The sequence below is a fragment of the Streptomyces thermocarboxydovorans genome (assembly GCF_039524635.1).
GTDB lineage: Bacteria > Actinomycetota > Actinomycetes > Streptomycetales > Streptomycetaceae > Streptomyces > Streptomyces thermocarboxydovorans.
Window position 1 is genome coordinate 18493 of the sequence record NZ_BAAAGU010000048.1, and the last position, 12711, is coordinate 31203.

The following is a 12711-nucleotide window of genomic DNA, read 5'->3' on the forward strand; positions in this document are numbered from 1 at the left end:
GACCATCAGCGCGGCAGCGCCCTGCGCAGGGCCGCGTGCAGGCGCCTGGCCAGCACCTCGTCGGCGGGTCTGCCGCTGCCGAACAGCGGCCCCAGCTGGGCCATGAAGGTCTGGGTGAACGCCCCGTACAGCGGGGTCCTCGGACGGTGCACGGCCTTCTCCAGGGCGGGCAGCAGGATGTTCCGCCGGTAGTGGGCGCGTTCCTTCTCGTCGAGCTGCCCCTGGTCGTCGTCGCCCTCGCTGGTGGGGGACGCGGACGGCTTCCCCTGGTCGGTGACGCACCGCACCGGCTTCTCGTACACCGAGGTGCGCGTCGCCGCGAACCCCGCGTCGAGCAGGCATTTCTCGCTCTCCCGGCTGGTGAGGAACTCGATCAGTTCGGTCGCCTTGCGCGCCCGCTGCGAGCCCTGGGTCACCGCCAGGTTCTGCCCGCCGAGCACCGCCCGCCCGGGCAGCGGGGCCACCTTGAGCTGCCCGTCGTCGAAGGTGCGCAGCAGCGTCGGGTACACGTACGGCCAGTGCCGCAGGAAGGCGGTGCGGCCCTCGACGAAGTCGCTCAGCGAGGCCGCCTCGTCGGACTTGTAGGCGTCCTTGAGGGTGTACGGCAGGTCGGCGCGCCGGCGCAGCTCCGCGATCCCGGCGGTCAGACCGTCCACGGTGCCCGTGTAGCTGCCGTCCTGGTCGACGAGGTCGAGGTCCGGTACGGCCGTGGCGAAGGCCTCCATCGCGTTGACCGTGCGGCCCTCGTAGGCGTCGAGCTGGGTCGTCCAGCCCTTGTCGTAGGCCTTCTTCGCCTCGCCCTCGAGGTTGCTGTCCAGGGTGTCGATGACGTCCCGCAGGTCCTGCCAGGTGGTGTTCTCGTCCAGCTCGGCGGGGCGGACGCGGGCCTTCTTGAGGTAGTCGTGCCGGTAGTAGAGCAGGCCGACATCGCTGTTGAAGGGCGCCGCGTACACCTTGCCGTCCCACCATGCCGTCTCGGCCACGGACGGGATGACGTCGTCGTCGACCAGCTTCCCGGGCAGCGGGCGGATCAGCCCGGCGGCGGCGAACTCCGGCACCCAGGTCACGTCCAGGTTGACCACGTCGTAGTCGGCGCTGCCGGACTGCAGGGCGCCGAGCAGCTGGCTGCGCTGCTCGTCGGCGCTGCCGGGCAGCTCCACCAGCCGGGCGCTGAAGCCGCTCTGCCGGTGCCGGGCGTTCCACTCGTCGATGAGCTGCTGGCGGACGCCGTTCTTGCCGGTGACGTCCCGCCCGCTGGCCACGATGATGACGCCCTCCTCGTCCTTCGCGGAGGTCGCCGCCGGTCCCGCCCGCCCGTCGTCCGCGCCACCGGTGCAGGCGGCGAGCAGCAGCAGCGCCAGCACTCCGGCCAACCGCCTGATCATCACTCCTCCCCCGTTCCGGTCCGGGCGACCTCGTCGTACAGGGCCGCCCCCAGGTCGTCACGGTTGTCCAGGCAGCGCCCGCCGCTCGCGTCGGCGATCACCCGGTCCGGGCGGCCCTCGTCGCAGGCGCCGCTCGCCAGCGACACCACGGTCACCGGCACCCCGCTCTCGCGCGCCGCGTCCCGCACCTGCTTCAGCCTCTTGCCGGTCAGCCGGGTGTTGTCCTCGCCGTCGGTGATGTGCACGATCAGCCGCGGCCGGCCGTCGTCCCCGCGCCGCTTCATCTCGGCGAACGCGTCGAGCAGCGCGGCGCCCGGATCGGCCTCGGCGTCCTTGACCCGGGCCTTGGTGCGGATCGTGTGCTCGGCGTCGGTCCGCCGGTGCGAGGTGAACGGCAGCAGTGTCTCGTGGTTGCGTTCGCCGAGGCCGGCCACCGACCACACGCCGTACTCGTCCGCGCCGCCGAGCCCGCCGAGCGACTGCCGCAGCAGCCCGGGCCCGCCGCTCGGGCCGTCCCACGGCCCGGCCATCGACCAGGAGCTGTCCAGCAGGAACAGCACCCTGCCGGGCCCGCCCACCGTCCGGTAGGCGGTCAGCGCCTGCTCCATCGCCCGGCGCCCGGCCGACTCGTCCAGCGGGGCGGGTACCCGCAGCACTCCGTCGACGTCCGCCGTCTCGTCCAGCAGCTGCCCGCTGTGCGCCGAGCGGAAGCCGAACCGGGCGAACACGGCACGTCCCTCGTCACCCGCCAGCCACGCGTGGAAGGCGGCGACCGCCCCGTCGCGGGCGCCGCGGTCCTCGTCGCCGTCGTGCCAGCGGACCCGCACGAACAGCGGCTCCACACCCGGTACGTCCTCCGGGTACTGGGCCATCCGCGGGATCCGGGTGGTGTGCTCGCAGTCGACGCCGCTGCGCATCAGGAACTCGGGGACCAGCGCCGCGGTGCGGTCGTCCACCGCGGGGGAGGCGGGCAGCGTGCACATCAGGTCGTCCGCGGTGGGCGCGGGCGAGCCCGGCTGCGCCACCAGACGCTCCCCGCGAGCCGCGCCCCGGGCCCCCTCGCCGTACAGGCCGACGGTGGCGAGCAGGCCCACGGCGCTGTGCTCCGGGTCGGGGCGGCGCACCTCGGCGCTGTCCTCCCGCTCCTTCAGGTCCTCGATCATCTGGTTCAGCGGCAGGTCCATGCGCTCCTGCGTGGCCTCCGCGGCGAGCTGCTGCGGCACGGCCAGCACGACCGGGGAGTACGCGAGCGGCTCCTCGTCGGGGCTGAGCGCGGCCACCGCGTCGGAGTCCTGGCCCGCCTGCACCCGCCCCACGTCGGCGCGGGAGGCGGGGATCCAGATGTCCGGCTGCGGGCCGATGTCCCGCTGCGGGTTGGTCTCCTCGTTCAGCGGCTCCTGCCAGATGCCGCTCTGCGCGCGCAGCGCGGTCACCACGTCGGAGGCGCCGGCGCTGTAGACGGTGATGCCGCTGCGCCGGCAGCCGTCGTCGGTGGTGTTCGCCCCGGAGGTGAGATACGCGTCGGCGGCGGCCCGGATCGTCTTCTGCAGGTCCGGGTCGGTCAGCACGCGCAGCTCCGTCGGCGGGGTGCAGTGCGTCTCGTCGCCGTACAGCAGGTTGGTCAGGGCGCGCCCGCCGAAGCCGATCAGCGCCAGCGCGAGGATCAGCGGGAGGACCCCGCGGGTCATCGTCCGGCGCCGCGCTCCCCGGCCGCCGCCGTGCCGGGGCGCCCGGCCGGTGCCGCCCAGCAGCCGCTCGAGCCAGGCGCGCTGCCGGCGCAGCAGCCGCCTGTACCACGGCTCGCGCGACGGTGGCGGGGGCGGCGGCGGAGGGGGCGGAGGCACGGCCACGCGGTCGGTCGCCGCGAGCAGCACGTCCTCCCCCGACTTCGCCCGGTCCTGCGGCTCCCACGGCTCCGGGCGCAGCGTCCTGCGCCCCCGCATCCGCTCCCGCAGCTGCTCGGGAAGCTGCGAGAACCACACCTCCCCGCCCTGCTCCAGCAGCTGCACCAGCTGCTCGGTGTAGGGCGTCGGCGTGTCCGGCGCGCCCGCGTCGATCCGGTTGTTGGCCTGCACGCTGGCCAGCAGCAGCACCCGGTCGTGGTCGGCGAACGCCTCCCAGACCCGCCCAGCGTTGCCCGCGAAGCAGCAGTCCAGGATCACCACGATCCGCCTGGCCTTGCCCGAGGCCAGCATCGTCAGCACGGAACTGAGCTGGTCCGCGCCGAGGAACACGGCCGGCCCGCCCGCGACCACACGGGCGTTGCGCCACTGCAGGAACAGCTCCTCGCCGCCGCTGGGGATGGCGGCATGCCCCGCGAAGTAGAACAGCAGCACCCCGTCGGCCTCGTCGACCGCGGAGAACAGCGCGGAGTGGAACTCGTCCTGCACCGGCGAGTGGGCGACCTCGATGTCCTCCTCGCCGAAGACCTTCCCCCCGGCGAGCGCCGCCTTCAGCCGGAGCACGTTCTCCCTGACCGCCGGGAGGTCCCCGGGCACGCCCTGCGGCTGGTCGGCGTGGAGGTACTCGGACACACCGACCAGCACCGCCCGGTTCTGCAGCCCGCGCGGATCGAGGCGATTCACCGGCCTACCTGTCGTCGACGTCCACCGGTTCGACGGAGTCGCTCGGTGGGTCCCCGCTCTCGACGGTTCTCCAGTTCTCCTTCCAGGCCGCCACGGCCTTCTTCACCTGCACCACCAGCTCGGCCACGGCCACGCCGGCGGCCGCGTTGGCGAGTGTGATGAGGATGTCCGTGCCCAGACCCATCGGGGCACCGGACTCGTCGGTCCTCGGGCGCTCCTCGATCCGCAGCGCGCCCTTGCGCATCAGTTCCTCGAGCAGCCGCTCCCGCTCCAGCCAGCTGCGCAGCGCCGGAATGTCGCTCTCGCTCGCGGGTCCGTCCAGTCGTACTCGAATCCCCTGCTTGGCCACACCATCCCCCTCAGCCATAACTCACCATCATGGCACCGCCGTTGCTCACGGGGGAGGGTCAGGACGTACCGAGATCAACCAACTCGGATGCCGCTGTCCTGCGCGTTCCCGCGTCCGCGGGTCCTCCGGGGGTGTTACGGCTCTCTTTGTTGCCTGCGCTCCCCGTGCTCCCCGGCGTTCCCCGCGCTCTCCGCTCCTTGACTTGCCCGCGGGCCCCGGCAGGTGTGACCTGGAAGGCGAGGCGGACGGGGGGCGACGTGGAAGGAGCACCCTCATGGCTCACGCGGCACCGAGGCCCCGGATCACCGGACGGCGGCCCACCGGCACACCGGACCTCTTCAGCGAACGCACCCACGCGATGGCACGCATCGGCACAGCGGTCGTGCTCGGCCTGATCTTCGGCTTCTGGGCGGCGGCCAACGCGCGCTTCGGCGGCCCCATCACCGGCTGGAACCTTCTGCTCGGCTTCGTCTCCGCGGCCGTGTTCATCGTGGTCTACCTGGCCCTTGTGGCCATCGGCCCGAGGCTGCCGAGGGAGCTGCACGCGGCGGCCTGGGGCGCCTTCACGGCCTGCGCGGTCGGCTTCCTGGTCAGCCAGTCCCACGAGAGCATCCTGCGCTCCACCTGGCTCGGCCTGATCTCGGGCGCCGGCCTCGGACTGCTGCTCTTCTACCGCTACTACTCGCGCGAGGGCGCCCGAGGCGGGCTGGCGAGCCGCGAGGTCGCCCGGGGTTCCGTCGAGGGTGCCCGGGGCTCCCGCGAGGTCACCCGGGGCTCCGGCGAGGACGCCCGGGGTTCCCGTGAGGAGGCTCCGGGCCCGCACCCGAGCCGCGGCTGAATTCACCCGTTCGGGTGAACTTCGGGCGGCTGGCGCCTCGCGCCGGACCGACCGGGGCTGACGGGGGTCCGACCAGGACCGACCCGGACCGACCCGGACCGGCCCGACCCGGACCGACCGAGGCTGACGGGGGCCGACCGGGACCGCCCCGGATGGACCAGGCCCCCGGTCCGACCCGGACCGACCCGGTCCGCCCCGGACCGACCCGGACCGACCCGGACCGGCCCCGGCCGAGCGCACGGCGCGGGGCCACCCCCGCCGAGCGCACCGCACGGGCCGCCCGGACTCCCGACCACCCGTCCGTATGCGCACCGCTCGCGGGCGGGGCCCGGGGCGCCTTGCCTGGAAGCGTGCCCCGCAGCGACCGACGACCCGGACCCGAGCGCCCGCCGCTCGCGCGGCTGCGCGACGCGCTGGCGGCGGCGCTGATCGCCCTGGCGTGCCTGCTGGCACCCTGCGGCGCGCTCGCGGCCTGGGCGGCCTACGGGCTGGCCGACACCGGACGGTACGTCAGGACGGTGGCCCCGCTGGCCGCCGACCCGGCCGTGCGCGAGGCGGTCGCGGACGCCGTCGGCGACGGCGTCGTACGGGAGCTGGAACCCGGGCCGATGCGGCAGACCGTCGGGCCGTTCCTCCAGGACGCGGTCCGCTCGTTCACCCGCACCGAGGCGTTCGGCACGGCGTGGGAGGCGGGGAACCGGGTGGTGCACGGGGCGGTGCTGCACGCCCTGCGCGCCGAACGGCCCGCGCCGGGCCCGGTGACGGTCGACCTCGCGCCCGTCGTCGTCCGGGTGAAGCAGAAACTCGCCGACGATCACCTGCCGTTCGCGCACCGCATCCCGGTGTGGCACACCGAGATCCCGGTACTGCCCGCCGAGGACGTGGCCGGACTGCGGAAGGGATACCTCGTGCTGGACACCGCCGCACGCTGGCTGCCGCTCGCGGCCGTCGCCCTCGCCGTCACCGGGATCGCCGTGGCCGCGCGCCGCCGCCGGGCCCTGACCGCCGCCGGCCTCGGCACGGCCCTGGGCGGCGGACTGCTGGCCCTGGCCGTGGCCCTCGGCCGCCATCTGACTCTGACCGACCTGCCCGACCCCGCTTACCGCCCGGCTGCCGCCGCCATCTACGACGCCCTCACCGAGACCCTCCGCACAGCATCCTGGCTCCTCCTGGCCCTCGGCCTCCTAGTAGCCCTGGCCTCCTGGCTCACCCCCCGCTGCCACACCCCGCCACCTCCCGGCACCCCCGCACCCGCCTCCCCCACCCCCTCCTCCCGCACCAACGCCTGACCCGCCCGATCGCGCCACCACACCATCCCACCCGCACCACGAACCCCCCGCAGCCACCCGACCACCACGCCCCCACCGCACTACCCGCACCCGCCGGACCGCCATGCCACCGCCACCGCACCACCCGCACCCGCCGACGGCGAGCACGCCCCACAGGGGCCACCCGCACCCGACAACGCATGCCGCACGGGTGGTACGGGCGGGAAACACCACGCCGAAGGCGGAGCCGAGGCGTGTCACAGCAACCCCGGCACCCCCACCCCCCGTCTAACACTCCGTGCGCGTCAAAACCTCGTTCGCAACCCTCCTCCTCGCCCCCACCACCGCCCTCCTCGCCTGCCGCCTCGCCGACACCGACGCCCTCACCCCCGTCCCCCAGCTCCTCGCCTTCCTCCCCTGGCTGCTGGCCCCCGTCGCCACCGCCCTCCTCCTCAGCGTCCTCGCCCGCTGGTGGCCCGGCACCGTCTGGGGCCTCGCCCTCCTCGGCCTGCTCGCCTGGTACATCGAGCCCTACGGCAAGTCCGCCGACCCCACCGGCCGCCCCGTCGCCTCCTTCCGCGTCCTGACCTCCAACGTGGAGTTCGGCCGTGCCACCCCCGCCCTGATCGACGCCGTACGCCGCCACACCCCGGACCTGGTCTTCGTCCAGGAATGCGAGTACACCTGCGACGCCGCGCTCAAGAAGGAACTCTCCGCCGCGTACCCGCACCGTGTGGCCGACCCCGGCGGCGGCTCCGAGGGCTCCGTCATCCTCAGCCGCCACCCCCTCCGCCCCACCCCCGGCGTCAGGGCCACCATGGGCATGCCCGGCGCGATCGCCGACATCGACGGCCACTCCGTACGGCTCCAGCTCGCCCACCCCATGCCCCCGATCCCGGGTCAGACCGGCCTCTGGCAGCGCGAACTCGCCCGCCTGCGCGACCTGGCCGCCGCCGACCGCACCACCCCCACCGTCATGGCCGGCGACTTCAACGCCGCACAGGACCACGCCGCCTTCCGCGCCCTGCTCGACACCGGCCTCTACGACGCCGCCCGGCTCACCGGCCAGGACCGCACCCCGACCTGGCCCAGCCACACCACCCCCGCCTTCGGCGCCCAGATCGACCACGTGCTGGTCACCGACGACTTCACCGCGACCCGCACCCGCTTCCTCGACCTCCCCGACACCGACCACCGCGCCCTGCTCACCGACCTCACCCTGCACGACACCCGCTGAACCACCCGGCCCCCCGCCACGCACCCGAACACCCCCGCCACGCACCCGCACCCGCACCCGCACACACGGGAACGGGCCGCCCCCACAAGGGAGACGGCCCGCGACCGAAACCTCACACGCGAAACTCACACGCCCCCGCTCAGCGCGCGGAAGCCTTCTGCAGCGCCTTGTCCAGCGCCTTGGCGAACCCGTTGGCCCACAGCTGGTCCACCCGCGCCCGCTCGGCGGAGTTCGGGTAGGCGTTGGTGCAGGACGGGCCGGGGCCGCCGCCCGACATCAGCTCGCTGCACGGCCCCTGATAGTGGTCCGGCAGCCCCAGGACGTGCCCGGTCTCGTGCGCCGTCACGCGCGTCGAGTCGTAGACCTGGTTCTGCTGGTAGTCGAGGAATATGTAGCCCCGGCCGTGGCCGTCGGTCGAGGCGTACGAGCCGCGCGAGTCGTTGCCCTCGTAGTACGAGAAGTCCGCGCCGGAGGTGCCGGCCTGGAGCTTCACGTTCGACACCGAGCTGTTCCATATCTGCGCGCTGCGGGATATCTGCGACGCGAACGTCGGCGCCCCGGAGGCGTTGTAGACGACGGTCACGGCCGCCGTGCTCTTCGGGTTGGCCGCCCGCTTCTCGGCCGCCGACTTCAGCACGGCCTCGAAGAAGGCCCGGTTGGCGGCGGCTTCCTCGGCCGAGCCGCTGTACGCGGCGAAGGACGCGGCGTCGGCCGTGGGGGCCGCCGACGCCGGGGCCGCCGTGCCGAGCCCGAGCGCGGTGACGCTGAGACCGGCGGCGGTGAGCACGGACAGGGGCATGCGCATGCGCATCTTTGACTCCTAGAGGTGGGGGTGAGTCAGATGTCATCGCTGAGTGTCCGCGCCCGTGCGGCGGCTGTGATGATGGCAACCGGTGATAGCGCGGGGCTATCGGCGTCCGCCGGTCATATGAGAAATCGTGTCCAGAACCGCCCGACTCCGCCCGCAGCAGAGGGTTTTGAGACTCTGGTGAAAGCTGAACTTCCGCTTTACCCTCCCGGGGCATGGAGCTTGAGGTCAGGCACCTCAGGGCGCTGTGCGCCATCGCCGACACCGGCAGCCTGCACCGAGCCGCTCGTCAACTGGGTGTGGCGCAGCCGTCGTTGAGCACACAGCTGCGGCGCATCGAACAGGAGCTGGGCGGCGCGCTGTTCGTGCGCGCCCGCACCGGCTGCCGTCCCACCCCGCTGGGCCGGCTGGTGCTCAGCCGCGCCCGCCCGCTGGTGGCGGAGCTTCGCGCTCTGGTCACCGAGGCCCGCGCCACCGCCATGGGCGGAAAGGGACTGCGCATCGGTTCCACCGCCAGCCGCGCCCTCGCGGGCTGGCTACGCCGGCTGCGCCGCCACGCCCAGGAACCCACCCTGCACATGGACGTCTCCGCCAACGTCCTGCTGCGCATGGTCGCCGACGGCCAGCTCGACGTGGCCTTCGTGCACGAGGTCGAGGGCTGCCCGCTGCGCATCCCGGAGAGCCTGCGCATCCGCGTCCTGGTCGAGCGCGAACCGCAGTTCGTCTCCCTGCCCGCCGACCATCCGGCCGCGGCGAAGGCCGTGGTCCATCTCTCCGACCTGGCACACGACCGCTGGATGATCGACCCCTCGGTCGACGGCGAGTGGGACGCGGTACGCCGGGTCCTGCGCGACGCCGGCATCGACCCGCCGGTGCTGCACGGCGACTACCACACCGCGGCGAACCTGGTCGCCATCGGCGAGGTGGTCACCGTCGTCCAGCCGACCTCCCCCTCCCGCCCCGAGACCGCCGTGCGCCGGCTGCACGGCGACCCGCTCGGCGTCCGCCTGCTGCTGGCCGCCCGCACGGAGACGGAGCTGGAGGGCGTCTATCCGGCGCTGGTGGAGGCGTACGACGAGGTCGCCCGCCAGGCACCGGCGTACCGGGAGTGGCTGGAACGCGGCGGTACGACCCCACCGGTCCCGGCCCTCCCATGACCGTCCGCGCCCCTCGCGGCGGCTGAACCCGACGCCTGCCCCCGCCCGACGCCGATGTCCCGACGCCCGGACGCCGAGGTTTCCGTCCCTCTCACACGCCGATATCCCGCCGGCCCGAAGCCGATGTCCCGACGGCCGGATTGCCGAGGTGTGTGTCCGTCCCTCACACGCCGATGTCCCGCCCGTCCGCGCGCCACACCGCGACGACCGCGGGCCTGACCAGGCGCCCGGCCCCGTCGGGCCAGGTGCTGGCCGGGTTCTCCACCGTCGCGCCGTCCACCTCGCCCGGGTGCTGCACGGCCACCAGCACCCGCCGGTCCTGGACGACCGGCCCGCAGGTCTCCGCACCGGCCGGCACCGTCAGGAACTGCTTGAGCTCACCCCGCCGGGGGCCGCTCGTGGCCACGCCGAACAGGCCGTCGTGGGAGCCGAGAGCGCTGCCGTCGGTGGAGATCCACAGGTTGCCGTGGGCGTCGAAGGCGAGGTTGTCCGGGCAGGAGACCGGGCTGACGGAGTCCTTCGGGAAGCCGGCGAAGTAGGTCGCCGGGTCCTCGGTGTCGCCCGCGACCAGGAACAGCGACCAGGCGAACCGGGTGCTCTCCGGCCGGTTCCGGCGCTCGGTCAGCTCCAGGACGTGGCCGTGCTTGTTGGCGTTGCGCGGATTGGCCTCGTCCGCCTTCGGGTTGGCGCCGGTGCCGCGGCTGGAGTTGTTGGTGAGGGAGACATAGACCTTGCCGGTGGCCGGGTTGGGCTCGATGTCCTCGGGCCGGTCCATCTTGGTGGCGCCCACCTTGTCGCCGGCGAGCCGGGTGAGGACGAACACCTCCTCGGCGGTCATGCCCGCCACGTGCGAGACGGCCCCGTCGGCGGTGGCGGTGGCCAGCGGGATCCACTCCCCGCTGCCGTCGAACTCCCCGTCCGCGGGCAGCCGGCCCGAACCGTCGATCTCGAACGCGGGCGAGTCGCCGGTCAGCCGGGCGACGTACAGCGTCCCCTCGTCGAGCAGCGTGAGGTTGTGCTCGCGCGCCCGGCGGCTGGTGCCGTGCCGCATCCGCTTGCTGCTGACGAACTTGTAGAAGTAGTCGAAGCGCTCGTCGTCCCCGGAGTACACGACCGGCCGCCCGTCGTGCGTCAGCCGCACGGTCGCCGCCTCGTGCTTGAACCGGCCGAGCGCGGTGTGCTTGCGCGGCGTGGAGGCGGGGTCGTACGGATCGAACTCGACGACATACCCGAACCGGTGCACCTCGTTGGGCTCCCGCGCCAGATCGAACCGGTGGTCGAAGCGCTCCCACTTGCGCTCGGTGGCGCCGGTGCCGATGCCGTACCGCCTGTCCGTGTCACGGCTGCCGTGGGCGAAGTACTGGTTGAAGTTCTCCTCGCCGTGCAGGGTCGTGCCCCACGGGGTGGTGCCGCCGGAGCAGTTGTTGAGGGTGCCGAGCACCCTGGTCCCGCTCGGGTCGGCGGACGTCCTGACCAGCTCCGACCCGGCAGCCGGACCCGTGAGCTCGAACTCCGTCGTGGCGGTCACCCGCCGGTTGAGGGGATGCCGGGGGACCGGCGTCAGCCTCCCCGTCCTGCGGTCCTCCTCCACCACGACCGCCGACAGCCCGTGCGCGGCCCAGGCGATCTCCACCTGCTCGCGGGTGGGGTGGTCGGGGTCGTAACCCCGGAACATCAGGATCTCGTCCGTGTACTCGTGATTGGCCACGAGCAGCCGGCGCCCGCGCTCGCCGCGCAGCGGCAGCAGGGCAAGGAAGTCGCAGTTGTACCCGAACTGCCCGGCCTGTGCCTTCGCGCTCTGCTTCTCCGGGTCGAAGGCGGGGGCGCCGCGCAGGATCGGCTCGCCCCAGCGGATGACGACGTTGTGCCGGTAGCCCTCGGGGACGGTGACGGCATCGGTGGTGTTCGGCGGCACCGGCGCGAAACGCAGCCCCCGCGCGCCCTCCACCTTCCCCTTCACGCCCCCGGCCTTGGTCGCCACGCCCCCCGCGGCACCCGCACCCGAGGCCGAGGCCGCCGGCCCTCCCTCGGCCGCCCTCGCTCCCGGAGCCGACACCGCGCCCCCTGCGACCCCGGCCACGGTCACCACGGCCGCAGCCCTCATCACCGACCGCCGACTCAGCGCCCCGGCGATCACATCACCGGCGTACTCGTTGGCGCTGGTGTTGGGCACCTCGTGGAAGCAGGCGTCACCACACCGGTAGCGACAGGTGAGGGCGGACCGGCCGCCGGGGTGCGAACCGGACAGCGTTCCGATCAACGGCAGCAGCTTGCGCACAGTTCTCTCTCTCCTTGGTGCCCGTGGTGTCAGCGCGACGCTAGGAGCACATATGTGCGGCAGCCGGGCGGCCGGGTGAAGGCCGGGTGAATCCGCGGCAGCGAAAGAGAAGTTGAGCAGTGCGGCGACATAAGGCCCGGGCGAGGCCGAATACGGCCCTTGACAGGGCTTGGCCGGGACACCCCGACCCTGCCCAAGATCGCCCACACGGGCCGCTAACCTTACGTGTCCGTCCTGGCCAGGGATCGACGGGCATCAACTCACGCGAAGGGGTGCGCACATGGGCATTCTCACCTACCTGCGGAACGCGTTCGGCCGGTCACGCAAAGCGAGGTCCACCGAAGCGGAGGCTGCGGCTCAGTCCGCCGCACCCCAGACGACCCAGCCCGAGACCGAGTCTCCCGCCGCCCCGAAGGTGCCCTCCCCCTCCACGGAACCGACCCCGGCGACGGCGACGGTCCCGGAGCCCCGCGAGGAGCACGAGCTGGTCGCGGCCGCCTTCGACAAGGCCGCGGTCCCCTCGCAGACCCGCACGACCAGGTCCGAGCCGGCGGTCACCGAGGAGACGGAGACCAAGCGCGAGGCGGAGGCCACTGAGAAGGCCGAGCCCGCGGCCACCGAGAAGGCCGAGCCCGAGCCGGCCCTGGAGGCGGAGCCGAAGTCCATCAAGGAGGCCGGGCCCCAGGCCACCACCGACGCCTCTACGGAGTCAGCCGCCGAGGTGTCCACGAAGGCCGACCCGAAGGCCGGGACCGAGACCGCAGCGACCGCCGATTCCACCGCCGAGGCCAAGCCCCAGGCCACCA

At 73.5% G+C, this 12711-nt stretch carries 9 protein-coding genes and 1 pseudogene; 5 read left to right on the forward strand and 5 right to left on the reverse strand.

The window, feature by feature from the left end; translation table 11 throughout:
- Nucleotides 1-5: 5 nt before the first annotated feature.
- The 3 genes from ABD198_RS21905 to ABD198_RS21915 are packed head-to-tail and all read right to left on the reverse strand — an operon-like array spanning nucleotide 6 to nucleotide 4337.
- Nucleotides 6-1385 carry an extracellular solute-binding protein gene (locus ABD198_RS21905; protein WP_344004630.1) on the reverse strand — a complete coding sequence of 460 codons (1380 nt, stop codon included), beginning with the start codon at nucleotides 1383-1385 and terminating at the stop codon, nucleotides 6-8.
- Nucleotides 1385-3970 carry a vWA domain-containing protein gene (locus ABD198_RS21910; protein ID WP_344004633.1) on the reverse strand — a complete coding sequence of 862 codons (2586 nt, stop codon included), beginning with the start codon at nucleotides 3968-3970 and terminating at the stop codon, nucleotides 1385-1387. Before ABD198_RS21910 ends, ABD198_RS21905 begins: the two co-directional genes overlap by 1 nt.
- 4 nt (nucleotides 3971-3974) lie before the next feature.
- The gene (locus tag ABD198_RS21915; protein ID WP_344004636.1) at nucleotides 3975-4337 is read right to left on the reverse strand and encodes a hypothetical protein; all 363 of its coding nucleotides are present in this window, start codon (nucleotides 4335-4337) and stop codon (nucleotides 3975-3977) included.
- Nucleotides 4338-4593: 256 nt separating this feature from the next.
- Between ABD198_RS21915 and ABD198_RS21920 the strand changes: the two genes are divergently transcribed.
- From ABD198_RS21920 to ABD198_RS21930, 3 genes are all read left to right on the forward strand, one after another.
- The gene (locus ABD198_RS21920) at nucleotides 4594-5157 is read left to right on the forward strand and encodes a hypothetical protein (protein ID WP_344004638.1); all 564 of its coding nucleotides are present in this window, start codon (nucleotides 4594-4596) and stop codon (nucleotides 5155-5157) included.
- A gap of 350 nt (nucleotides 5158-5507) precedes the next feature.
- Nucleotides 5508-6446 (forward strand): hypothetical protein, encoded by a 939-nt coding sequence (locus ABD198_RS21925; RefSeq protein ID WP_344004642.1) that lies wholly within the window; start codon nucleotides 5508-5510, stop codon nucleotides 6444-6446.
- A gap of 277 nt (nucleotides 6447-6723) precedes the next feature.
- The gene (locus tag ABD198_RS21930; protein ID WP_344004644.1) at nucleotides 6724-7662 is read left to right on the forward strand and encodes an endonuclease/exonuclease/phosphatase family protein; all 939 of its coding nucleotides are present in this window, start codon (nucleotides 6724-6726) and stop codon (nucleotides 7660-7662) included.
- Nucleotides 7663-7801: 139 nt separating this feature from the next.
- On the opposite strand, the gene snpA is transcribed toward ABD198_RS21930, so the two are convergent.
- A complete protein-coding gene (gene snpA / locus ABD198_RS21935) occupies nucleotides 7802-8473 on the reverse strand; it encodes a snapalysin (RefSeq protein ID WP_344004647.1) in 672 nt (223 codons plus the stop codon).
- A gap of 212 nt (nucleotides 8474-8685) precedes the next feature.
- On the opposite strand from snpA, the gene ABD198_RS21940 reads away from it, so the two are divergent.
- Nucleotides 8686-9627 carry a LysR family transcriptional regulator gene (locus ABD198_RS21940; protein ID WP_344004650.1) on the forward strand — a complete coding sequence of 314 codons (942 nt, stop codon included), beginning with the start codon at nucleotides 8686-8688 and terminating at the stop codon, nucleotides 9625-9627.
- A 163-nt stretch (nucleotides 9628-9790) separates the two neighbouring features.
- Here ABD198_RS21940 and ABD198_RS21945 read toward each other — a convergent pair whose 3' ends face one another.
- Nucleotides 9791-11905 (reverse strand): PhoX family protein, encoded by a 2115-nt coding sequence (locus ABD198_RS21945; protein ID WP_344004652.1) that lies wholly within the window; start codon nucleotides 11903-11905, stop codon nucleotides 9791-9793.
- Between the two features lie 280 nt (nucleotides 11906-12185).
- Here ABD198_RS21945 and ABD198_RS21950 point away from each other — a divergent pair.
- Nucleotides 12186-12711 (forward strand): annotated as a pseudogene (locus ABD198_RS21950) (VWA domain-containing protein); the annotation flags it as partial.

What these genes read in the sequence shown, in the direction of transcription:
- ABD198_RS21905 (WP_344004630.1), bottom strand. Translation starts at nt 1,385, where the DNA reads ATGATCAGGCGGTTGGCCGGAGTGCTGGCGCTGCTGCTGCTCGCCGCC.
- ABD198_RS21915 (WP_344004636.1), bottom strand. Translation starts at nt 4,337, where the DNA reads ATGGCTGAGGGGGATGGTGTGGCCAAGCAGGGGATTCGAGTACGACTG.
- ABD198_RS21920 (WP_344004638.1), top strand. Translation starts at nt 4,594, where the DNA reads ATGGCTCACGCGGCACCGAGGCCCCGGATCACCGGACGGCGGCCCACC.
- snpA (WP_344004647.1), bottom strand. Translation starts at nt 8,473, where the DNA reads ATGCGCATGCGCATGCCCCTGTCCGTGCTCACCGCCGCCGGTCTCAGC.
- ABD198_RS21940 (WP_344004650.1), top strand. Translation starts at nt 8,686, where the DNA reads ATGGAGCTTGAGGTCAGGCACCTCAGGGCGCTGTGCGCCATCGCCGAC.